Source organism: Ornithinibacillus contaminans, assembly GCF_001038425.2.
GTDB classification, from domain to species: domain Bacteria; phylum Bacillota; class Bacilli; order Bacillales; family Amphibacillaceae; genus Ornithinibacillus; species Ornithinibacillus contaminans.
The window spans coordinates 22,755-46,408 of record NZ_LDPV02000010.1 but is presented as its reverse complement, the minus strand read 5'-3'; the positions used below and the strand labels follow the sequence as shown (position 1 = coordinate 46,408).

The 23,654-nt window shown below is 39.4% G+C and carries 22 protein-coding genes and 1 pseudogene; 11 read left to right on the top strand and 12 right to left on the bottom strand.

Features of this window, described 5'->3' with window-relative positions:
• Nucleotides 1-18 precede the first annotated feature (18 nt).
• Nucleotides 19-420, top strand: a complete 402-nt coding sequence (locus JF53_RS02035; protein ID WP_047981867.1) for a DUF6157 family protein — start codon at nt 19-21, stop codon at nt 418-420.
• A gap of 11 nt (nt 421-431) precedes the next feature.
• Here the strand turns inward: JF53_RS02035 and JF53_RS02030 are convergent, their stop codons facing one another.
• From JF53_RS02030 to JF53_RS02015, 4 genes are read right to left on the bottom strand one after another with little or no spacing between them, the layout of a single operon-like run.
• On the bottom strand, nt 432-1,547 hold the full coding sequence (locus JF53_RS02030) for a GerAB/ArcD/ProY family transporter (RefSeq protein WP_047981866.1): 1,116 nt from the start codon (nt 1,545-1,547) through the stop codon (nt 432-434).
• Between the two features lie 32 nt (nt 1,548-1,579).
• Nucleotides 1,580-1,798, bottom strand: coding sequence for a hypothetical protein (locus JF53_RS02025; RefSeq protein WP_047981865.1), 219 nt, complete (start codon nt 1,796-1,798; stop codon nt 1,580-1,582).
• Between the two features lie 4 nt (nt 1,799-1,802).
• A complete protein-coding gene (locus JF53_RS02020) occupies nt 1,803-3,008 on the bottom strand; it encodes a Ger(x)C family spore germination protein (protein ID WP_236686892.1) in 1,206 nt (401 codons plus the stop codon).
• A gap of 8 nt (nt 3,009-3,016) precedes the next feature.
• Nucleotides 3,017-4,600, bottom strand: coding sequence for a spore germination protein (locus JF53_RS02015; RefSeq protein WP_157052443.1), 1,584 nt, complete (start codon nt 4,598-4,600; stop codon nt 3,017-3,019).
• 301 nt (nt 4,601-4,901) lie between these two features.
• On the opposite strand from JF53_RS02015, the gene JF53_RS02010 reads away from it, so the two are divergent.
• The 6 genes from JF53_RS02010 to JF53_RS01985 all read left to right on the top strand — a co-directional run bounded on the left by JF53_RS02010 (nt 4,902) and on the right by JF53_RS01985 (nt 10,604).
• Nucleotides 4,902-5,588: an RNA polymerase sigma factor gene (locus JF53_RS02010; protein WP_047981863.1), complete on the top strand. Its 687-nt coding sequence runs from the start codon at nt 4,902-4,904 to the stop codon at nt 5,586-5,588.
• 19 nt (nt 5,589-5,607) lie between these two features.
• On the top strand, nt 5,608-6,189 hold the full coding sequence (gene clpP / locus JF53_RS02005; protein WP_047981862.1) for an ATP-dependent Clp endopeptidase proteolytic subunit ClpP: 582 nt from the start codon (nt 5,608-5,610) through the stop codon (nt 6,187-6,189).
• A 215-nt stretch (nt 6,190-6,404) separates the two neighbouring features.
• On the top strand, nt 6,405-7,007 hold the full coding sequence (locus JF53_RS02000; RefSeq protein WP_047981861.1) for a cadmium resistance transporter: 603 nt from the start codon (nt 6,405-6,407) through the stop codon (nt 7,005-7,007).
• A gap of 63 nt (nt 7,008-7,070) precedes the next feature.
• Nucleotides 7,071-8,132, top strand: a complete 1,062-nt coding sequence (locus tag JF53_RS01995; protein ID WP_047981860.1) for a permease — start codon at nt 7,071-7,073, stop codon at nt 8,130-8,132.
• Between the two features lie 104 nt (nt 8,133-8,236).
• Nucleotides 8,237-8,428: a DUF2187 family protein gene (locus tag JF53_RS01990; protein ID WP_047981859.1), complete on the top strand. Its 192-nt coding sequence runs from the start codon at nt 8,237-8,239 to the stop codon at nt 8,426-8,428.
• Nucleotides 8,429-8,561: 133 nt separating this feature from the next.
• Nucleotides 8,562-10,604: a catalase gene (locus JF53_RS01985; RefSeq protein WP_047981858.1), complete on the top strand. Its 2,043-nt coding sequence runs from the start codon at nt 8,562-8,564 to the stop codon at nt 10,602-10,604.
• Nucleotides 10,605-10,648: 44 nt separating this feature from the next.
• On the opposite strand, the gene JF53_RS01980 is transcribed toward JF53_RS01985, so the two are convergent.
• Entirely contained in the window at nt 10,649-11,677 is a 1,029-nt protein-coding gene (locus JF53_RS01980) for a ketopantoate reductase family protein (protein ID WP_047981857.1), read from the bottom strand.
• A 275-nt stretch (nt 11,678-11,952) separates the two neighbouring features.
• On the opposite strand from JF53_RS01980, the gene JF53_RS01975 reads away from it, so the two are divergent.
• Nucleotides 11,953-13,437, top strand: a complete 1,485-nt coding sequence (locus JF53_RS01975; protein ID WP_047981856.1) for a methyl-accepting chemotaxis protein — start codon at nt 11,953-11,955, stop codon at nt 13,435-13,437.
• 153 nt (nt 13,438-13,590) lie between these two features.
• Here JF53_RS01975 and JF53_RS01970 read toward each other — a convergent pair whose 3' ends face one another.
• The 3 genes and pseudogenes from JF53_RS01970 to JF53_RS01960 all read right to left on the bottom strand — a co-directional run bounded on the left by JF53_RS01970 (nt 13,591) and on the right by JF53_RS01960 (nt 15,266).
• Nucleotides 13,591-13,824, bottom strand: a complete 234-nt coding sequence (locus JF53_RS01970; RefSeq protein ID WP_047981855.1) for a DUF3953 domain-containing protein — start codon at nt 13,822-13,824, stop codon at nt 13,591-13,593.
• A 61-nt stretch (nt 13,825-13,885) separates the two neighbouring features.
• Nucleotides 13,886-14,432: pseudogene (locus JF53_RS01965) on the bottom strand (DUF1697 domain-containing protein).
• A 45-nt stretch (nt 14,433-14,477) separates the two neighbouring features.
• On the bottom strand, nt 14,478-15,266 hold the full coding sequence (locus JF53_RS01960; RefSeq protein WP_047981854.1) for an NUDIX domain-containing protein: 789 nt from the start codon (nt 15,264-15,266) through the stop codon (nt 14,478-14,480).
• Between the two features lie 224 nt (nt 15,267-15,490).
• Here JF53_RS01960 and JF53_RS01955 point away from each other — a divergent pair, with 224 nt between their 5' ends.
• Nucleotides 15,491-16,225, top strand: a complete 735-nt coding sequence (locus JF53_RS01955) for a sulfite exporter TauE/SafE family protein (protein WP_047981853.1) — start codon at nt 15,491-15,493, stop codon at nt 16,223-16,225.
• A gap of 31 nt (nt 16,226-16,256) precedes the next feature.
• Here JF53_RS01955 and JF53_RS01950 read toward each other — a convergent pair whose 3' ends face one another.
• Entirely contained in the window at nt 16,257-17,858 is a 1,602-nt protein-coding gene (locus tag JF53_RS01950; RefSeq protein ID WP_047981852.1) for an amidohydrolase, read from the bottom strand.
• A 216-nt stretch (nt 17,859-18,074) separates the two neighbouring features.
• On the opposite strand from JF53_RS01950, the gene JF53_RS01945 reads away from it, so the two are divergent.
• A complete protein-coding gene (locus JF53_RS01945) occupies nt 18,075-18,560 on the top strand; it encodes a GNAT family N-acetyltransferase (protein WP_047981851.1) in 486 nt (161 codons plus the stop codon).
• A 44-nt stretch (nt 18,561-18,604) separates the two neighbouring features.
• On the opposite strand, the gene pdxT is transcribed toward JF53_RS01945, so the two are convergent.
• Together pdxT and pdxS are read right to left on the bottom strand one after the other, a co-directional pair.
• Nucleotides 18,605-19,192 carry a pyridoxal 5'-phosphate synthase glutaminase subunit PdxT gene (gene pdxT, locus JF53_RS01940; protein ID WP_330218273.1) on the bottom strand — a complete coding sequence of 196 codons (588 nt, stop codon included), beginning with the start codon at nt 19,190-19,192 and terminating at the stop codon, nt 18,605-18,607.
• Nucleotides 19,193-19,265: 73 nt separating this feature from the next.
• Nucleotides 19,266-20,153: a pyridoxal 5'-phosphate synthase lyase subunit PdxS gene (pdxS, locus tag JF53_RS01935; protein WP_047981849.1), complete on the bottom strand. Its 888-nt coding sequence runs from the start codon at nt 20,151-20,153 to the stop codon at nt 19,266-19,268.
• A 121-nt stretch (nt 20,154-20,274) separates the two neighbouring features.
• Between pdxS and pdxR the strand changes: the two genes are divergently transcribed.
• Nucleotides 20,275-21,675, top strand: a complete 1,401-nt coding sequence (gene pdxR, locus JF53_RS01930; protein WP_047981848.1) for a MocR-like pyridoxine biosynthesis transcription factor PdxR — start codon at nt 20,275-20,277, stop codon at nt 21,673-21,675.
• A 64-nt stretch (nt 21,676-21,739) separates the two neighbouring features.
• Here pdxR and JF53_RS01925 read toward each other — a convergent pair whose 3' ends face one another.
• Nucleotides 21,740-23,647: a vWA domain-containing protein gene (locus JF53_RS01925; protein WP_047981847.1), complete on the bottom strand. Its 1,908-nt coding sequence runs from the start codon at nt 23,645-23,647 to the stop codon at nt 21,740-21,742.
• Between the last annotated feature and the right edge of the window lie 7 nt (nt 23,648-23,654).

Below are 23,654 nucleotides of genomic sequence, written 5' to 3'. Positions count from 1 at the left end.
AAGGAAGGAGGATAGTAGATGAGCTATAAAAATACATTTATTACTGCTTCTGAAGATTCTACAGCTACTTCTGCGATTATCCCACAACCTAGAAATGAAAAACCTACCATTGCATCCATAGAATATAATCTTATTAAACATAATCCCTATACCTATACCCAAGATGATGTGCAATTTAGAACCTACATAGAGAAATATCAAATCACAACAGATAATCTGGCTGCATTGCGTGAGGAGATTTTTTCTAAACCAAAGGCATGTTTCCGGGCATCTCCGTTGGTGAAGAAGTATGGCTGGGGAATTCACTATGATGAATCGGGCAAACTAGCATTATATGAAATCGATGGTGAAGCATATCAATCATTTCTAGAAAACGAACAGATTACCAAATTAAAAGGGATGCGTTCGAAGCGGAAGTAATCAATTACTGGTCAAGCAGTTCCGCTACTCTTTTTCTTAATTCCTTGCTTGATTTTATCAAGAATAAACGTAGCTACCGGAATGATTAGACCCATGACAAGGGCATATGTTGGCCAGTATTTGGCATCCCAATTTTGCATATACTCAATATCGGGATAAACAATGACAGAAAAGATGATAGAAATAATTCCTAATGGAAACACTAGAAACTGATATTTTTTCACACCTAATATTTGTGCAAAGGCAATGACACATGCGTAAAAATAAAGTGCCGATTTAAAGAATATCGATATAACCCAGATCCCCGCCATAACGGATTCTAAGCGCTCAATAATCTCGAATAAACTAATGGTTTTAGCAAGTACATAGCTTGGGTATAATTGTCTTGCAGTTGTGGAAGCACCCAAGACTAAAATACAAAGAACGGTAACAAAGGTAACTGTAGTAGTCCCGATAAACGTCCCTGATAAGAAGTTCCATTTAGACTTATCAGGACGATTAATATTCTTCGGAAAAAACATCAAAAACAAGATCATAGGAAATCCAGCAATAGAGACGAAGTTATAGATGGCTTTCGCATGATCTGAAAAAGATGCTTCGTATAAAGGACTTAGACGTTCCAACTCAATTTCTGGTAATAAAAAAATGATGAGCCCGATTAAGAGAATGAAAAACCATGCGCTTAACAGTTCGCCTGTTCTTGCGATGACTTCTATGCCTGCCCGAACAACGATGATGATTAGCAAAGCAAATAACATATTTAGAACTTCAATCGGTGTATCGGTAAGGATCTGTGTTGTGGTGAAATAACCAAAGTAGGCAAGAAGTGAGCATGTACCTATAAATGCGAACAGAACATATAACAGCCCAATAATTTTCCCCAATACTTTGCCGTATACGCTTTCCAAATATTCGATATAGTTTTTCTTCCCCATACCAGTGGCACATTTGTAGAGAAAGTAGACATAGCCTAAACAGATAAAGACACTTATTACACAGGACAACCATGCGTCTTGTTTTGCAGCTGCAGTCATTCCAGCAGGGGTTACAAGAATAGTTGTCCCTGTAGTAAACAGGATAGTTAGAATAGAGAGTTGAAATGGGCTAATCTTTACTTTTTCCTCCAAGAAAATACATCCTCCAAATCGGTTATTGGCTTTTAAAATAATTTAATGAATGGATCTAACGATATGGCGATTAATTCTAATGGATTAGGGATGGATATATCATGAATCCTCAATATCGTTAATATGGCTGCAAAGGTTAATAAAACCATCGAAATCCATATTTCTCGAAAAAGCTTTTCTTTTGCTAATCTATAAACCTGCATAAATCCAATGATCAGAAAAAGTAAAAGAATCCCAAACGTCTTAAGCATGTCTCTACTCCTCAGATATTTCTTGGTGGAATGGGTCTGTTATTGTACCAGCACGCTTGACCTGAATATCAACGGTAATATTTACAGCTGCATCTGGGAAAACATCGGCCCATTCCTTTTTTAACTTTTCCCATTTTTGAGGGTCGGTTTTATGGATACGCTCGCCGAATCCGAAAATATCAGATTCAAAGTCGTTCTGCGCTTTTTCAACTGCCTGCCGAATGGTGTCTTTAATATCTGCGTTCGTTTTCTCTTCAATCTCATTAAATATATGTTCATTCATTAGATCTAACCTTGTATTAACATCTGCAACATTTGCTTTTCCGGTTATTTTAACGTCAATCGTTGGATTTCCGTTCTTTACATGTGGGGTTATTTCACATTGGGTATTAGTAACCTCAACACCTACTTGTCCATCTTCTATTTCTGTAACAACGATTGTGTTTTTTACATTTCCTTTAATATAATTTAATCCTTTACTTTCATCCTCATTTAACCATCCGATTAATTTATTCTTACGAAATGCAGCCATGCCATCGTAACTCAGTATTGCATTTGGAGCTGTGGTTAATACATTTTCTGTTGTTTTTCCTTCATCCGGATCACCTAATATCTTGACTGCAGTTAAAATAGGCTGTGTTCCCTCACTGACAATATCATCCATCAGTTCATTTAACTGAACTTTTCCAGTGGCCGCCCAAGTCTCTGATGAGGATTCCAGGGAGTCGAACAATTTATTGGCAGGGATTTTTTCGTGACTAGTTAACACATTTAATACCTCATTAGCAGTGTTATCTTTTGTAACCACAACATAAAAATCCGTTCTCATCTCCGGATCTCTTGATAAAAAATCAATCGGCTTATAAATTCCTTCTCTAGCGACCTCTTCTCCGATAATAATCATTCTAAGGTGTGCTAAATAGACCCTATTAGGAAGCTGTTGTGTTAATTTCCGTAAGGCTTCAAATATGATTTTTCCGGATGCTGCATAGGTAGTAACTGGGGTGTCGTATCCAGTTGATTGAGCAGAGGAAACTTCACCAGGATTTAATAGTTGAACAGAAACAAGATAATTACCATCATCTTGTTTATCAATTCCCAGTGCTACCGCGATTCCTAAATCATTTACTTCTCGTCTGTTCCAACACCCAGTTAAAGTAGAAATTAATAGCAAGGAAGTTAGAAAAATTGATAACGATTTTTTCAGCATATATTCCACTACTTCCGTTTCGTTGTTTTCGGTTTAGGCATTCCGCTTTTTGTGCGCTTTATATTTTTTTGATTAATTAACCTAGGTCGTGAAAACATAGCCCACATCGGCACTCGAAAGAATACATCCTTTTGGTCCTTTACGATAAACGGTGCAGCTGGTGCGGTATACGGGATACCAAAGGATCGTAATGAGGACAGATGAATACAAAGTAGTATGATGCCGAACATGATGCCAATAAGTCCTAAAACTGCGGCTAAACTCATCATCCCAAATCGTACTATCCGGACAGATGTTGCTAGATTGATTGCTGGGAAACAAAAGTTAGCGATAGCTGTAATGGAAACGACAATGACCATAGCTGGAGAGACTATACCAGCCTGCACGGCAGCTTGGCCAAGAACTAAGGCACCAACAATACTCATCGCTTGTCCGACTGCTCTTGGCATTCGTACACCTGCTTCTCGCAGGATTTCAAAGGCAACCTCCATCATGAGTGCTTCTACAAATGCCGGAAAAGGAATACCATCTCGTTGTGCTGCAATACTAATTAATAATGTTGTTGGAAGCATTTCTTGATGATAGGTTAACACGGCAATGTAAAGAGAAGGTGCTAATAAGGCAATGAAAAAACAAAAGAAACGTAAAAACCTTAGTAATGTTGCGACGTCGGCCCTTTGATAGTAATCTTCACTTGCTTGAAAAAACTCTACAATCAAACTAGGTGCGACGAGTACAAATGGTGAACCATCAACTAAAATTGCCACACGCCCCTCTAATAGTTTTCCGGCAACTGCATCCGGTCTTTCCGTACTATAAATCGTAGGGAATGGGGAAAATGTTTCGTCTTGTATTAGTTCTTCAATATATCCTGATTCCAAGATTGCATCGATATCGATTTTATCCAAGCGATGATGCACTTCTGTCACTAAGTCTTCATTAACAATCCCGTTTATGTAAGCAATCATGATTTTTGTTTTCGTAACCTTGCCAATTTCCTTTGATTCTAACCATAAATTAGGACTTCGAATTCTCCTCCGCAGTAAGGAAATATTGGTTGATAAGGTTTCGGTGAATCCTTCATGAGGTCCTTTGATAACGGTTGCAGACTGTGGTTCTTCAATTGCTCGTTTTTCGAAGCCTGGAATACTTACGGTAACTGCTTGTGACTCGTTTTCAAGAAGGATTGCAACTTGCCCAGAAAGTATGTTTGTAAGTACTGTATCAAAATCGATTGCTTCGTTTGCTTCACCGACCGTAATATTTGTTTTGATTAAATCTGACATAACCGGATCACTTTTTAGTGTAGTCTGATTAGGATCCTCCCACTTTGTGTGAAGTAACGCGTTAATTAAGTCCTGTAATAATGCGGCATCGATTAAGCTTTCTATGTATAGTAAATAGGCATCTGTTTGATTACTGGAGTCAATCTGTATGACTCGACAAACTAGGTCTGCGCTATTTCCGAGTTTGCTTTTTATGGTAGCGATATTGTTATCTAATGAAGTTGATAATGTTTCTGTTTGTGTTACTTGAATATGTTTTTCTGGCTTTGTTGATTTTCGAAATAGATTCCGATAGGTTCGTCTCATTACACATCGCCCCCTTATTTTATTAGCTTTTTCAAATCTACTAGTAACTATGCATTTGTACGGGTAATTCTGGGAGCAAGCACGTTATAAATTGTTATCCGGGTTATTAATAGCTATAAATGGAGCGGTAGCGTACACTAAACGAAACAATAGACGTGAATGAAATTAAGTATTCAGCGGAACAGTGTGCGTATGATAAACATAAGCAATGAAAAAATAAAAAAATTTCTTTGCCCCGTATCTTTTCTTCTTGTTGTTTCGTTTAAAGGGTTAGAGAGGTTTATAAGGAGTGAGTAGCACGATGGCAGCCAGAAATATCAAGTATGAAGGTGAAAAGGGCCAAGTAGATGAAAGGGAATTAGAACAATTGTACAGTGGGCTTCAAAAGTATTCTCGCTTTCTAACCAAGAATAAGACGGAAGCGGATGATCTTGTTCAGGAAACGCTCCTAAAAGCTATTCAGTACTATACCCCAACTGATTTGACGCCAGCATTACTGAATAAAATTGCTTATCATCACTGGATCGATACATTTCGCAAAAGAAAACAGGAGGTAATTGGAGTTACAGAAGATATTCCAGATAACGCTACTGGATCCAGTAAAGCAGACATTCAAGATTCCGTACAACATTTGTTAAATCAGCTTACACCAAAGCAGGCTGTAATTTTTATATTAAAAGAAGCGTTTCAGTTCCAATCTAAAGAAATTGCAGCTGTATTAAATACGACCGAGATGGCTGTAAAATCTCTGCTTCATCGAGCCAAGAAACGAATGGATAGAGAGGCACGGGTACAGGTTTTGGACGGATACTGGAGTGAAGCGGAACAAGAGCTATTGTCAAATGTACTCTATCAATCCCTTCGTATGGAAGACCCGGCAGTGTTAATTGACTGCATCTCAGCGATACCTTCACTTGCTAAAGCAACAGAGCCAACCTGCACAAAATTCTCTGGGCCTTCTCGTAATCTTAATTGTATGGCAGCATAAAAAAGGGAGGAATTTTGTAATGAGTACGATACCATATGTTATCGAGCAATCAAGTCGTGGCGAACGTTCCTATGATATTTACTCACGCTTGTTAAAGGATCGGATTATCATAATCGGGGACGAAATCAATGATCAGGTGGCTAATAGTGTTGTTGCACAGCTGTTATTTCTAGAGGCGGATGATCCAGAAAAGGATATTTCCATTTATATCAATAGCCCAGGTGGTTCAACATCAGCTGGATTCGCTATTTTTGATACGATGGAACATATTAAGCCTGATATTAGTACAATCTGCACCGGTATGGCAGCGTCATTTGGTGCGATGTTACTTATTGCTGGAACGAAGGGAAAACGATATGCACTTCCGAATAGTGAAATTATGATTCACCAGCCACTTGGTGGAGCAAAGGGGCAAGCAACCGATATCGAAATCTCTGCCAAACGAATTCTCAAATTACGGAGTCATACAAACGAAATTATTGCTGAACGCACTGGTCAACCAGTTGATAAGGTAGCACACGATACGGATAGAGATTATTTTATGAGTGCAGAAGAGGCGCAGGACTACGGAATAATCGATAAAATTATTCGCCGGAAGTAATGTGTCGATGTCGTATTTATGGAGTAGTATACAACGAAAGATAAAACAAACGTTTGATTAAAAGTGATGTTTCCTTTTAAATAGGATACGTCACTTTTTTTGATTATAAAAGTTTGCGAATGCCACTCATCTAAATCGGACTCTTTTAATATACTATTAGGACAAGTTATTGTTTACGCCAACGCGATGATTCTGGATAAAGGAGAAAAATTTATATGCTAACTGTGCTGACAATGGCAATGACATTTATAGCAACAGGAATTGATGAAATGCTACTCTTAATAATCTTATTTTCCATGGCGAAAAGAGAAAAAGATGTGCGTGATGTGTTTGTTGGGCAACAAATTGGCATGACGCTAGTGTTAATCATGACGTTACTTGCAGTATATGGGCTAGGATTCATTACAAGGGAGTGGGTTGGTCTTCTAGGTATCCTTCCAATCGCAGTCGGGATTATTGAATTTTTTTCCGGTGAGGAAGAAGATGATGATGACAAAATCCTGATGAAAACGGCTATTTTTAGTAATTGGATCTTTCGAGTTGCACTTATTGCTATTGCAGGTGGGGCGGAAGAACTGGCTATTTTTATTCCATATTTTTCATCGTTACACGTTAAGGAATTACTTATTGCTGTTGTAACCTTTACCTTGATGATTCCGATTTGGAGCGGAATATGCATGCGACTAGCACGTGTAGGCAATATTGACCTGGTCATTAACAACTATCGGCGTTTTATTGTACCTATTATTTTCATTGGAATTGGGATTAACATTTTGTTGGAAAATAATACCTTGAAGGCGATATTCTCGTTAATTTAGTAGAGCGAATTTCAAGAGCAGAACGACCCTTTGTGCTATAATTTATAGTTGGAGGTAATGCGAATGGCTCAAGCAAATATAGCTAGTTCATGGCGAGCAAATCACAGGAAAACTGTTATTTTTGCACTTATATTTATCATTATTGCAGTCGCGGGTTTGGCATATGTGAAATGGGTGCCATATTATCATAAGGCTGATATAGCAAGAACGACGCATTCTATTGGTGCATCGATTTTAGGTGACAATACAGCAAATGCATCCTGGAAGAGCGCATGGGACTATGCGATTGTTTATTTTAAATCGGTATGGCAGGCTGCTTTATTGGGGATATTGCTTGGTTCATTATTACAAGTGTTGATTCCAACAAATTGGTTAGTAAGGGTTTTAGGAAAGACAAGCTTTGGTAGTACAGCAATAGGCGGTCTTGCATCACTGCCAGGCATGATGTGCACGTGCTGTGCAGCACCAGTGGCAGTTGGGATGCGAAAGAAAAAGGCATCGGTTGGCGCAACGCTTGCCTTTTGGTTAGGTAATCCGGCGCTGAATCCGGCTACTTTAGTATTTATGATGTTTGTTTTATCGTGGAAATTTACGCTTATACGTTTCGTGGCGGGTCTGGTTATCGTGTTCGGGGTAAGTTATTTGGCGAATCGATTTGCACCGAAGCTAGACACTGTGGAAATGGATAAAATGATGGAGGAAGCAGAACAAAAAGAAGCAGGTTCCTTCCTAAAGAGATGGATGAGATCCATGGGAATGATGGTGCTATATATTGTGCCAGCATATGTATTATCTGTATTGTTACTAGGTGCAGCGCGTACTTGGTTATTCCCACAGATGGGCGATCAGGCGGCAACAGGCATTATCGCAATTTGCCTATTTGCTATTGCGGGCATGCTTTTCGTCATTCCAACAGCAGCTGAAATCCCGATCATCCAAACATTCATGGCATTTGGCTTAGGCGGAGGTCCAGCAGCGGCATTATTGATAACATTACCTACTATCAGTCTTCCATCCTTGTTAATGGTAGGAAAGTCTTTCCCGAAAAGAGTGTTATTCTTTGTGGCAGCAGCGGTGGTCCTAGTAGGTATTCTTAGTGGAATAGTAGGAATGTTTTTCCTTTAAACACGTGAATCTTTTGCGGGCATTTTTGAATTCAGGCTCCTGACAAGAGAATACTAACAAGAATGAAATGGCAACAGAAATAGCATTTAAAAGGAGAATAAGACATGGCAGAAGATGTGAAAAAGGCAACAGAAGGCGATATGATTCAGATTACAAACGGTGATAACAAAGGAAAAAAGGGCAAGGTGCTTATCGTCCGTGAAAACTCCGTTATTGTTGAGCTTGGCAGAAACGAAGTCCGTGATGAGCCAATTAAGACGGTTATTAACCATAAAAATTATAAGCTAGAGAAGTAAAGGGGAATCCATTTCTGTTTGTATACGGAAATGGATTTTTCATTTATAGTGGCTATTCGCTAGTTAGTCTGACATATTTCATAGGATAAATCCCAAGCAACCTTCATATTTATGAATGAAGGAGGTTTGGCGGATGTCAGATGAACGAAATAAAAACGAGAAGGACGAACAACTAGAAGCATTTCGGGTCGATGACAGGGGGAAGTTCTTAACGACGAATCAGGGGCTACGGATGTCGGAGGATGAATTTTCCTTAAAAGCAGGCGAGCGTGGACCGACACTTATGGAGGATTTTCACTTCCGGGAGAAGATGACGCATTTTGACCATGAGCGAATCCCAGAGCGGGTCGTCCATGCTAGAGGTTTTGCAGCACATGGAGAATTTCAGCTATACGAAAGTCTGGAGCAATTTACGAAGGCAAAATTTCTAACGGATACGAGTAAAAAGGTACCAGTCTTTGTGCGGTTCTCGACGGTTAATGGGTCAAGAGGTTCTGGAGACACGGCTCGTGATGCGAGAGGGTTTGCGACGAAATTTTATACAGACGAAGGGAATTATGATTTAGTCGCCAATAATATCCCGGTCTTCTTTATCCAGGATGGCATTAAATTTCCTGACGTTGTGCATGCCTTTAAGCCAGAGCCTGACAATGAGATTCCGCAAGCATCGACTGCTCATGATACGTTTTGGGATTTTGTCGCGAATAATCAGGAATCAGCCCATATGATTATGTGGATTATGTCTGATCGTGCAATACCACGAAGCTTCCGGATGATGGAGGGCTTTGGTGTCAATACGTTCCGGTTGGTTAATGCACAAGGAAAAGCATTTTTTGTGAAAATCCACTGGAAGCCAACACTTGGTACGCATTCGCTCATTTGGGAGGAAGCCCATAAGCTGTTAGGAATAGACCCGGATTTTCATCGCAATGATTTATGGAATACGATTGAGCAGGGAAATTATCCGGAATATGAATTAGGGTTTCAACTAATTGCTGAAGAAGATGAATTCAAGTTTGATTTTGATATTTTAGATGCAACAAAGCTTTGGCCAGAAGAAGATGTACCTGTGAGGCTCGTCGGGAAAATGACCCTGAACAAAAATGTTGATAACTTTTTTGCGGAGACAGAACAAGTGGCATTCCATCCAGGGCATGTTGTTCCTGGAATTGATTTTACGAATGATCCGCTGCTTCAGGCGCGATTATTTTCGTATATTGATACGCAACTAATTCGTCTCGGTGGTCCGAACTTTCACGAGCTTCCGATTAACCGACCGGTCTGCCCGTTCCATAATAATCAACGTGATGGGTTTGGGCGTCAAACAATCAATCTAGGGAAGGTAGCCTATCACCGAAATTCGTTAGCCGGAAATACCCCGACCCCAGCAAGCCCGGCGCAGGGTGGCTATGAGACGTATCAGGAAAAGGTTGAGGGTAGGAAGGTAAGAGCTAGAAGTGAAAGCTTTGCTGATCATTTTTCCCAAGCAACACTATTTTGGAACAGCATGAGTGATCCGGAAAAGCAGCATATCATTGATGCTTTTAGCTTTGAGTTAGGAAAAGTTAAAAGCAAGTCCGTTAGGCAGCAGGTAGTGGATATGTATGCCAATGTTAACTTAGGACTGGCGCAAACTGTAGCCAAAAATATCGGAGTGAAGGCGCCAACTAGTGGCGGGTCAAATGTGACAAAATCCTCACCTGCTTTGAGCCAATTAAATACTGTCAAATCCGCGAAGACAAGGAAGGTAGCTGTCATCGTAACCGATGGCTTTAATGGCCCAGAAGTAAAACGAGTCTTGGATATATGGAAAGCAAATGGGCTAGTTCCAGAAATCATAAGCGAGGATATTGGTGTAGTGACTGGCACAAATGGTGTACAGCTTGAGGCAACCCAGAATATATTTACGATGGATTCTGTATTATATGATGCTGTTTACATGGTCCGGGGCAGTAGAAATAATATGAAGTTTAACAAGGATGTAGCCTATTTCCTAGATGAAGCGTTTAAGCATAAAAAGACGATTGGTGGTACTGGGGAAGGGAAGAAGTGGTTAGAAATTAATCGCTATGCAAATAGACCCGGCGTTATCATGGGTGATAATATTGATTGGTTTGCGAAGGAGTTTGTGAAAGCAGTAGCGAAGCACAGACACTGGGGCAGGCAAGTGATATAGGAAAAAAGCGCAATGCCATCAAGTTGGGCATTGCGCTTTTGTCTTTATGAAAGCAATTCTTTAAAGTGAACGAGATTTTCTTCGAAGGTTGGCACTGTTTTTGTATCTTCTGCTTTTCTTACTAAGCTAACGAGTAAATCGTTAAATGGTGTTGCTTCGCCAACTTCCTTACCTTTTGTGGATACCACGCCATTAATATAGTCGATTTCTGTCTTGCGTTGTTTTTCTAAGTCTTGTAGCATACTAGCACGCAATAATGCTTGTGGAGCAAATGCTTTTCGTGCAAAGCCAATGGCAACTGGTAGGTTGCTGTTATCTTGTGCAAGTTTGAAAATTTCTAGATTGAATCCAGCTAACTCAGCAAATTCAACGCCTGCAGCTTGTCCAACACGGATTGTTTCATCTGCTAAACGAACAGCACTAGTTACTGCGATATCATCATTTAACACATCACCAAATGTGCAGCCTAAAGCAGCTGACATACCACTCATTGCAACGTTTACTAACAATTTAGCCCATTTTGTTCCAACTAAATTATCCGTTACTTTAGTTTCTCCAACTAAATCCAAGATTTGTTTAATAGTGTTTACTCTATCTGTGATAGATCCGTCTAATTCACCAATTTGGAATGCATTTCCTTTGAATGCTTCCTCCGTTGTAGTTAATTCAGATACACCAGGTTTTACATAGGTTGCCCCGAATTCAACTGAACCACCAATTACACGATCTTTTCCTAGAATCGCTACTAATGATTCTTCGGGAACACCATTTTGTAGTGATAATACAACACTATCGTCACGTAAATATTGCTTAAGGTTTGTTAACACATCGTGGTTATATACTTGTTTTGTTAGCAATAACACTAAATCATATGTACCTGTCATTGCATCAGGTGTAATGGCTTTTACTGGAAGTGTAACATTAATGGTACCAGTAATAGTTGCCCCGTTTTGGTTTAGTGCATCCACATGCTCCTTATTCACATCGATTAATTCTACATCTTCATTTCCTTTAGCGATATGAGCTCCAATGATGGTACCTAAGGAACCTGCACCCATAATTCCAATCTTCATGAAAAAACCTCCATTGTATGTATTTTGATATGGGAAATTTGTCTTATAGCTAAAAATTATACCGTGGTCCTATTGAAATGAAAAGAATTCTTGATTTCAGTTCAGTTAAATAGGTTATTTTAACTAGAATAATCCATTTTAAAATAGGTAATTTGATTTATTATGCTGGAAATTTTACTTCGTTAACTTCCCATTACTTTACAATTTAATTTCGATGTCGATATAGTGAATAAAGGAAAGCAGATATTTTGATAAGACAAGGAAGGGGAACCTACATGAAGCATCAGGATACATATAATACCAAAAGGGTTCACAAAGTAAATTTACTATTATTAATTGCAATCGTATTTCTTTTAGTGATACCGGTTGTCGCTGCAAGAGGCTTTGGGGATAGTCTGGATATTGTGATTGCAGGAGTTTTAGTGCTAATTATCTCTACGATAAACTACTTGGTACGGATACCAACGTATTTAAAAGGTTTCTTTTTTGCACTACTTCCAAACATTGTTGTTTTTGCATTAATACCGATAGATGGTTATGCACTTAATAAGCATTACCTAATCTTTCTAACCATCGCCATGATCTCCTTATACTTTAAAAAAGAATTAATCTTAGCGTTTTCCGTTTTGATTAACATTGAAATGATTGCACTTTATTTCATAAGTCCGGGAGAATTATTGGGAATCGATGATAATTTAAAAGGCTTTATAACTATATTTGCAATTATTAATGGTATTTTAGTAGCGTTATTCTTACTTACTAAATGGGGAAGAAGTCTAGTAGAAGAATCCTCGAAAAAAGAATTAGAAGCAAAAGAATTATTGGATACATTACAAACGACTTTCCAATCGATTGAATCTGGTGCCAATACTCTGGACACAACGGTGAGTCAGTTTAAATCTAGTATGACAACCATTAATGATTCTAGTCAAATGGTGTTAGAATCCGTTCAGCAGATGGCTACTGCGATTCAAGATGAGGCAGAGAGTGTCAGTCTTGTTAACGAATCCATGGGTAACTCATTACAGCGAACGAATCAGACGGTTACGATTTCACAAGGAATTGTGGAGAAATCAGATCAAATGAATCAACGTGTTCAAGATGGCTGGGATAAAATTAACCAAGCATCTACCCATATTAGTACGGTTAACGATGCAATTGGAACAACCACTGTTACAGTATCTGATCTGCAATCTAGCCTTGAAACGGTTAACTCCTTATTAGAAGGAATCAAGGAAATAGCCGACCAAACCAATCTATTAGCACTAAATGCTGCGATTGAATCGGCTCGTGCAGGGGAACATGGAAAAGGGTTCGCCGTTGTTGCAGATGAGGTTCGTAAGCTAGCAGAACAGAGTGCGAATATTACTGTAGATATTTCAGAAGTAACGACAATGCTTTTCCAAAAATCAAAAGAAGCACAAGAAAAATCAGTCGCAGGTGAAAGTGCAGCTGCAGAAGGAATGAAGCTATTAAATGAGGTTTCTACGTTCTTCACGGAGCTAAGAAACTCGTTCAAAGAAACGAATGAAGAGCTTTCAAAAGGAATGCTGGAGATTAAATCAGCAACAGGTAACTTCAAAGACATTCAAGAGCAAATTGAAAATGTGGCGAATATCGCAGAAGAAAATGCTTCTTCTACTCAAGAGATTGTTTCAACACTTGAAAATGAACATGACCTTATCGCAACGATTAATTCTACGGTGGAAGAAATCAGTTCGCTAAGTGGTCAGTTGAAGGAAATTGTGAAGAATAAATAGGGTATATAGGAAACAGGCTGGGACATAAGTAAAATGAGAAGATAAAAGGACGAACAATGCACTGATTCAGCGAAGTATATTCCCGGAGCGGGTACCGTGCACCAACGTTCGGATTTTATCTAACCATTAGCACTTTTGTCCCAGCCCCTTTTTCTAACCTAAGATAAAGCCTTGGATGGAGACAAATGAAGAAAATAGAAAAACAATCATAGATAACCAACCATAAGTTTTTTGGCCATTCTTAAAACATTGTATCCCCATTACTAGCATCAATAACCCTAAAGACAATATCATAAATTTGCTATACGTAAAGTTCTGTGTAATTAACCCATATGCAGCTAATACAATCGTTATTGCTGATAAAATAAAACGTGAGACTTTTAACATATTAATCTCTCCTATATCCAATTTCTAATTATGTCAGTTAAGCTATTAATTCCACTATCGTTTAACTGTTTTGTACTTTCATCAGTTCATAAATTTTACGAGTTGTATTCACATTTCTTACGGTAACCTTCTTATAGAGCTTTGTTCCAATGATCATAGACATACCGCTTTTGGTTGCATTTTTCTTTGCAATCGACCATACGATTGCACCTGGTGTGTATTTTACCGAGTCAATATCTGGTTTAATGACCAGCTTCTCTAGGATAGATTCATCATCAATTTCTTCCCACAAGAATAAAACATCCGTTTTCATTTCTTTATCATTTTTCCATGTGTCAGGGATAATGCTAATGATTTCACTGACTTCATCTAAACTCAGAACTAATACCTTAATTTGTAAGCCAAAATCTTTATGAATCGCTTCTTCTAATAGTAGTGACAATTTTTGGTTTTGATAGATGCTTGTGTGAAAAAATAATATTTCCGGTATTAATATATGTCACCACATCATTCATACCGGCTTGTTCAAACGTCTGTTTAAGTAATTTCATGTCTATTTTATTATTACCACCAACATTAATCCCCCGAAGAAGAGCAATAAAAACCATACGCATCAGCCTCTTAATTTTTTAAACGACATTTCTTCCGATTGACTAGCTATACTCTTTTTTAACATCAGATCTACTAAGTAGTTCATACGGTCTCACTTTAAATGCTTCATAAGGCAAGTAGTTCGCATCCATCGCATCAAGTGTTCTAGTTTTAAATTGCTCTCTTGTAATCAATTGATCTATATTTTCTTTGGTTAGTTCCGTAAAATATACTTCCGATGTCTCTGATTCTGCCGTTCTTAATTCTCCAGATTGATACTCTCCGCGGAAAACGACACAAGTTACGCCTCTCGTAACGTTTTGATAGATTCCGGTTATTCCAACTAAACGAACTATGGCGCCCGTTTCCTCAAGTATTTCTCGGTGGATAGCTTCTTCCAATGTCTCGCCAACTTCTACTTGCCCACCAGGCATCTCGAGCGTGTCTGCCCGATGATAATTGCGTACAAGTAAAACCTCACCAGCCTGATTGGTTATATAGCCACTGACTGACATTATGTGCTTAGGATCGTGATAGGAAGCAGGAGGCGGGGCAGTGGATGATAAAAAGTCTTGCTTGCTCTCGATGTATAATTCGCCAATTGCTTTCCTTGTTTCTTGCGCTTGTTTGTGCAGCTCACTATTTCGTATCTGTTTTTCAATCGCTTCGTAATGTTCCATATCGGTATATTCCCAGATTGCTACAATCTCATCTTTGGTTTCATTGACCCACCGTCCAACTAACGTAGCACCATAGTTCAATTGATTAGGATATAAATAGGTATGGAAAAAATGATTGAATGTATCTAGTTTTTCTGGGTTAATTTTGTATGTTTTTCTTCTGTAGATCATTATGTAGCCTCGCTTTCTCTAACCATGTATTTTGAAAGCATTTTTATAAGTATTGGCATATGCCTTTACACTATCCACCTTAATTTTACCATAAAATTCTGACATATATTAGTAGCTTTTTTACAAGGCAAGATAAGATAACAATTTCTTATCACGAGTGATAATATAATGGTATTTTTACTTATTTCCGAAAAGGAATATACTGTATGCGGGAGGTGTGGCGCATGGAGTATGTGATTATCTTTTTTACTGGTATCTTGGCAACAACATTGGGAACGTTGGCAGGGGGCGGTGGGTTAATCAGTTTACCAATGATGCTGCTGTTGGGCATGCCGGTTCACTCGGCTATTGGTGCCAATAAGGTTTCCAATACAGTTAGTTCTTTTTCTAGCTTTTATCATTTGTATCGGCAAAAGAAGATTTCCTTCAAAGAATGTTATTGGATTATTCCTGTTAGCTTATTGGGCGGAATAAGTGGTGGATTTATTGCTTCATTACTATCAGAGGATGGTCTTTATATCGTTGCAATCATCTTATTACTGTTTGCTTTTATAACATCGATTATTGGGAAACGAGACTTTTCTGGTGAAAACCCTTTAGTGCCAAGTAGGCTAAGTATTCCTGGACTATATGGAATCGGGATATATGATGGGTTGTTTGGTCCTGGGCAAGGGACGTTGATGTTTTATTTATTCGCCTTTTTGAAGGTGGATTATATTCGAGCGGTTGCCTATGTTCGGCTAGCAACGTTTTCAAGCTGTGTTGGTGCTGCGACCATGTATATTAGCTCTGGAAAAATCATGTGGGGCTTAACCCTAACCTTACTTTGTGGCTCAGTCATCGGTGCTCAGATTGGTGTTCGGGTCGCAGAGATGCTGAAACCAAGTTATATTAAGCCAATCCTTAGAGTGGTGACATTGGCAATCATTGTACAGGTGTTATTGGAAAATATATTTTAAAGACAAAGCCAGCGCAGATGCTGGCTTTGTGCTATTCAGCTTGATAGACAATTTTCCCATCAACCATGGTGAAAACGACATTTGTATCTTGTATCTCGTGGGCGGGAACCGCAAATAAATCCCTATCTAAGGCAATAATATCTGCCAATTTCCCTGTTTCTATTGTTCCTAATTCATTTTCTCTAAAAGATCCGTAGGCAGGAGCGTATGTGTATGCTTTTAGGGCATCACTTAGGGATAACTTTTCTTCTTTATTCCAAGCAACCTGTTGATCATCAAGTCGTGTGACTGCTCGGTAAATACCGGCAAGCGGATTAAGACCTACAACGGGATAATCACTGCCATAGACGAGGGTTGCGCCATTATCCTGTAATGTTTGATGAAGCATGTATCGTTCCATGCGCTCTTTACCAATTAAGTCCTCATACACTTCATACGACGATCCGTTTAAATGCTCTGGCTGGATAGAAGCGAGTACACCAAGTTCATGGAGTCTTGGGATGTCTACTGCTTGAATCAATTCAATATGTTCGATAGCATGTCTGGCATCACGTTTTCCGTTTTGTTTGATTGCTTCTTCAAAGGTATCGAGTGCGAATTTTACCGCCCTATCGCCAATACAATGGAAACGGACGCGGAAGTTTTCGCGGTCAGCTTCAATCGTCCACTTTCTTAATAATTCCTCTGGGTACACAGTCCCGCCAGTTGTGTCCGGTTTATTTGAATAGGCTTCAAGTACATAGGCAGTATAGCTGGAGATTACGCCGTCTATAAACTGTTTGAAACCAGTGAATTGTACCATGTTGGAATGGTAGCTGTTTCGTAGTCTAGTTGCTTCTGTAAGGTCCCCATTTAAAGGTGCAACAAAGTGAATTCTTGCGGACAGTTTTCCTCTTTTTTCAAAGTCAGCATATAAGCTAGCTTCCTCGGTACTCATTTCGGGAAGTCTTAGTAGGTCATGAACAGCGGTTACACCGTATTTCGCAGCCTCTGAAAGAAACTGCTCTAATAGTTGTTCCTTCATCGTTGTATCCATAGGCAGTGCTTCCGTTACGAGTCCTACTGCATGTTCAATCAGTAATCCTGTTGGCTCTCCGTCCTGGTCCTTGACCACTTCGCCAAAATCGGGATTTGCAGTAGCTTGGTTAATACCAGCAAGCTCGAGCATGGCCGAATTTATCCAGACACTATGAAGTTCTGCCTGATAAATGATGACTGGACGATCAGAAACGGCATCATCCAAATAGTTTTTATGTACCGTATGTTTATCGGCCCAAGCATTATTATCCCAACCACTTCCAATGATAAATGGTACGTTAGGATGAGCAGCGGCGTATTCACGCACAAGCTGTGTAACCTCTTTAGCTGATTTGGCATGTGACAGGTCCACGCTGTTTTTTAGCATACTACCTAATAGAAGATGGATATGGAAGTCGTGGAATCCAGGCATAACTAGCTTGTCACCGAAGTCATAGACACGCGTTTTTTTTGAAATAAACGATTGCAATTCCGACTTAGAGACTACATTAATAATTTTATTATCGGAAATTAAAATGGCGAGTGGCATCGGTTCAACTGCTGTACCAGTAAATACAGCAGTACTCGTAATAGCGATATCGGGTGATAAAGACATGGATCTGGCTCCTTTATTTTAAAATGGAATAGATTCAGTTGAGTCAGTGTTAGTTTTTCCTGCAAGTATGGTTGTAGTTATTTTATTATATACTAAAACGCTACGGTAACGTTTCATTAATACTAGATTTGGTACACAACTATGAAGATAATTTTATATAAAAAATGGTATAATTGAAAAGGAACAATAGTTCGTGACAAGGGAGAGTGATGGTTGATGGAAAAACATAATATTGTTGAGCTAAGAGGAGTACTTCCACATGATCTTACTTATTTTTTTCAATTCCAACTAGATCCAGAGGCAAACGAAATGGCTGCTTTTACAACCGAGAATCCAGCAGATAAAGTGGAATTCCTAAGCCATTGGAAGAGAATTCTCGATGATGAATATATTATAAAGAACACGATAGTATACAATGGAGAAATAGTCGGGAACATTTCGAAGTTTGAACAGTTTGGTGAAACAGAAGTCAGTTATTGGATAGGGAAGGAACACTGGGGCAAGGGCATTGCTACACAGGCGCTTAAGAAATTCCTAGTTACGATACAAGAACGTCCTCTGTATGCTCGGGCGGCAAAAGATAATGTAGGCTCAATTCGAGTGCTTGAAAAGTGTGGCTTTAGCGTTTTAGGTGAGGACGAAGGGTTTTCAAATGCACGGGGCAAAACGGTCGAGGAATATATCTTTAAGCTTGAAAAATAAAGCTAAACCTTTTGGGAGTATTTCCTAAGGTTTAGCTTTTTTTGTTACTTTGGGATAGCTTGCGTAGCTTCTTTTACCATGTTCAGGAATAGTTGAAGAAATCGAGTATCCCCTGTCAATTCAGGATGGAATGCACTAGTTAAAATATGATGTTGCTTTGCGGCGACGATATGCCCATCGAAAGTAGCTAAAACTTCCACGTTATTACCTGCTGTTTCGATATATGGCGCACGGATAAACACAGCAGAAAATGGTGTGTCCAATCCTTTTATCTCAAGAACTGCCTCAAAACTTTCCTTCTGTCTACCAAAAGCATTACGCTTAACGCGGATGTCCATTAGTTGCAAATGAGCATCAGTTGATTCCGATAGTTCATTGGCTACCAGTACCATCCCTGCGCATGTACCGAAAATTGGTTTCTGGTTTTTACTGAATTGTTTTAGTGGCTCTAGAAATCCATAACGGTCAATCAGCTTGCGCATTGTAGTGCTCTCGCCACCTGGCAAGATTAATCCATCCACTTGTTCAAGCTGCTCTGGAGTCTTAACGATGACCCCATGAGCACCAAGAGATTCAAGTTGATTTATATGTTCTGCAACTGCACCTTGTAATCCAAGTACACCAATCGTAATTGCACTCATCAAAACACGTCCTTTATTCGACAAAATTCGGGTGGTGACAGGCACCCTGTCCGGGCACCCTGTTCTACCAGCCGCGTTCTTGCATGCGGTCTTGTTGGTTTAGTTTGGAGATTTCGATTCCTTTCATGGCTGTTCCTAGTTCTTTGGAAAGCTTGCCGATTAGGTCGTAGTCAGTGTAGTAGGTCGTTGCTTGGACAATGGCATTCGCAAACTTCTCTGGATTATCAGATTTGAAAATTCCAGAACCAACGAAGACACCATCTGCCCCAAGTTCCATCATTAAGGCAGCATCTGCTGGCGTTGCAACCCCACCGGCAGCAAAGTTTACAACTGGTAATTTTCCAGCTTGTTTAATTTGCTTTAATATGTCATATGGTGCTCCGAGGATCTTCGCCTCAGTCATTAATTCATCATCACTCATCAAGGTTACTTTACGTACTTGAGCTTGTACTTTACGCATATGGCGGACTGCTTCTACGATGTTCCCTGTTCCAGGCTCACCCTTGGTACGAAGCATAGAAGCTCCTTCACCAATTCGTCTTGCAGCTTCTCCTAAATCACGGCAGCCACAAACAAATGGCACAGTGAAATCACTTTTTAATAAATGAAATTCCTCATCGGCAGGGGTTAATACTTCACTTTCATCAATGTAGTCAACACCCATTGATTCTAAAATACGCGCCTCTACGATATGCCCGATGCGAGCTTTTGCCATAACAGGAATGGTCACGGCATTCATTACTTCCTCTACGATGCGAGGGTCAGCCATTCTAGCTACGCCACCTGCTGCACGAATATCAGATGGAACACGTTCCAATGCCATGACGGCAACTGCTCCAGATGCTTCCGCAATCTTTGCTTGTTCAGCATTGACAACGTCCATAATGACGCCGCCCTTTTGCATTTGTGCCATTCCTCGTTTAACGGTTTCAGTACCCAGTAACTTTTCCAATCGAAACACTCCATTCTACACTTGATTATATATAATTTTAATTTATTATAAGGAGTAGTTGGCATTGTTGAAAGTGTCAGATTTATAGATTTTGATAATGCCAGATTAGGAGGGCTAAATAATGGAGATGCTATCGTGTGATCTAGACCGTGAAAGTGAAACACCGTTATATGAACAGTTATATACATACATCAAAACAGAAATCATGGAAGCTCGTATACCATACCAGACAAAGCTACCATCGAAACGAAAGCTATCAGAGTTCCTAAATATTAGTCAAAATACCATTGAAACTGCCTATGAACAATTAGTGGCAGAGGGATATGTAGAAGGCATTCCGAGAAAAGGATATTTTGTTTTGGCTTATGAGGATTTAGAATATGTTCAGCCTACCAATCGTACATCTGGTCAATTGGATCAATCTGTGCAACGGATTCGTTATAATTTTCACCCGAGCTGGATTGATACCGAAAATTTTCCCTTCGCTACGTGGAGAAAATATACGAAAAACATCATTGATCATGAAAATCATTCCTTGTTGTTAATGGGCGATCGCCAGGGTGAATTTACATTACGGGAAGAAATAGCGAATTATCTTTACCAAGCACGAGGGGTTCACTGTTCACCAGATGAAGTGATTGTCGGAGCTGGAATTGAAATCTTGTTACAACAGCTCATTTTGTTACTAGGGGATAACGTTGCGTATGGGGTAGAGGATCCGGGCTATCATGTTATTTCTCGTATTCTTCAACACTATCCAAATGAAGTTTGGCCGTTAGCGGTTGATGAAAGAGGGGTAGAGGTAGATACACTTGATGGTGCAGCGATTAATGTGGTCTATGTAACCCCGTCCCATCACTTCCCATATGGATCCGTATTATCTGCTAATCGTCGGATAAAACTATTAAACTGGGCAGCAGAACGGGACGATCGATATATCATTGAAGATGATTATGATAGTGAATTTCGTTATAGTGGTAAGTCCATTCCATCTTTACAAAGTATGGATCAGAGGCGAAAGGTCATTTATTTAGGGACTTTTTCTAAATCGCTCATTCCTTCGATTCGGATTAGCTATATGGTCTTACCAAAACGTCTCTTGGAACAATACAAGGAGAAATTATCCTTTTTCCAGAGCACCGTATCCCGAATTGATCAACATATCGTTGCACAGTTCATGAAAGAAGGAGACTTTGAAAAACACCTCAACCGAATGCGAAAAGTATACCGAAGAAAGATGGAAAAAACATTAGGGCTGTTAAAACTGTATAAAGAAAAACTAGAAGTTGTAAGTGATCTGTCGGGGTTCCATGTCGTATTAGAAATAAAGAATGGCATGAGCGAGGGAGAGCTTTTAGATAAAGCACAGGAAGCACAAATTAAAATCTATCCGTTATCAACCTATATCATGGAAAAAAAGTACGAATCGTCACCTCGAATTGTCCTAGGCTTCGCAGGAATACCAGAACGAGAATTAGAAGAAGCTATTAAGCTATTATTACAAAGCTGGGAGATTCTCTAAGAGATTGGGAGCAAAAATATGTTGAAACGTGCAAGAGCTCAAATGAAGCCCTTGCACGTTATTTTTAAATACTCTTCAATAATAATTTCTTTAACAATGGTGCGAAATGCTCTGGAAGCTCCGCAACACTTGGAATCATCACACGTTCACGGCCATAAATATTTTGCATTGTCATATCTTCTCGTTCATCAACGACACCATTGGCTAAGAACATACCAATGACTTCAATACCCTTTTTGCGGGCTTCTGATACTGCAATATTGGTATCAACAATTCCGTTCTGATCGTAATTGCTAGCAGCGGGTTCACCGTCTGAGAATACGAGTAGGAATTTATTCTTTTCTCTGCGTGCTTCGAGTTCCTTCGTGATGACCCGAATACTAAAGCCATCGCGATTATCCTCCTGTGGCTCTAACTGCATAATTTTAGGACCATTCTGCTGGTAAAAGGAGTCTGTAAAGGAATGAATCCGGTGGAAATAGTTTGGCTGATAGTTTTCCTTCACATCATTGGCGTCCTCCCAGAATCCGATAATGGAATGGGGTACCTTGAGATGGTTCAGTACTTCGTGAAACAGTACAATGCCACGTTTTGTTTCATCCATTTTATTGTGCATGGAAGCAGAGCAGTCCACTAGCAATGTAAACACCGCATCAAATTCCTTGGATTCTTCGTTTTTCTTATAGAAGACGCGAGGATTTTCATCTAATACGACTGATAGAAGCTTTTTCGATAGTCTACCGAAAATCAAATCCTGGCGCGGTTGATTTTTTTTATGCTCAATTGTTTTCTCAATCGTTTTTGCGAGTTTTCGTTTAAAAGGTTCAATATCCAGAACAAACTCCTGATAGGCGATGCTATCATCTGGAGTCGGAGAAGTTGCCACTTTATCGATTTTAACAGCATCTTTATTTTCCTCGCCATATTCATCAGAAGAACCGCCACCTTGAGACGTTTCTTCTTTTTCTAGTGGTTCTTTATCCGAGTAATCATTTTGCTTACTCATGCCCGATGAGCCTTGGATGGCTGCCATTGCTTGGTCACCGTCTTCTGTTTCCCGCGCGCCACCACCCATGATGCTTGTTTTGGTTCCTTGTTCTAATTCAAACTGAAGGAAGTTTTGTTTCTTATTTTCGTTTTTATTTTCCCGATGCCAGGTAGAGAATTTCTCATCGAAATACTCACTTTCCTCTTGATTAACCTCTTCAAAATCGTCATTATTTAGTGCGTCTGTTCGGGTTAGCTCATCAAATAACGTATTTTTCTCATAGGACGTGATATGGCTGATTGGAAAGATGAAGTATTCATTCAATGTATCCTTATAGCCATGGATACGATAAACTATTTGTTCGGAAATCCGCGTTACATCTGCCGTGCTTTTAGCCTCAAAGACACTGTACAGAATAGGCTTTAATTCCTCTAGTTGTTGTCGTTGCTCAGCAGTTGCTTTTGGAAAAATCGGGTCAGGACGATCAGAATGTAATTGCAAGTAAATTAAACAAAATAATTCATCTAACGGAAAGCTTCTTGATGCATTTACAGCTAATTGTGTTTGGAAGTAATGCTCGTAAGCCTGCTTCCTAATAGAAAAGGCGTATTTGGTTCCTGGTCGCTCCTGCTTAATTATTTCTTCCAATCGAATATCCTCCAACAAGGCAAAAATCTGGTTAGAAAACTTCGGTAAGGCAGCATCTTGGACATTTTCTAGAAAGGACTTCATTTCTGGAATGATGGAATGTCTTAACGTTCCGATTGCGCGTAAATAAACATCTGTCTTGAGTCCGGCTTCTTTAATGGAATCATTTGTATTGTCCCAAAAACGACTAGCGGTAAGTTTATAATCAACTAAGTCGATTAGGGATCCAAAATTATATTCAAATTTAAGCTTCTCATCGCCAGACAGGACAGTAGCTAAATCTTGAAGCTGTAAAAATAGATTGGTATCTACCCTTGAATCATTGAAGCGAAACATGTCTTAT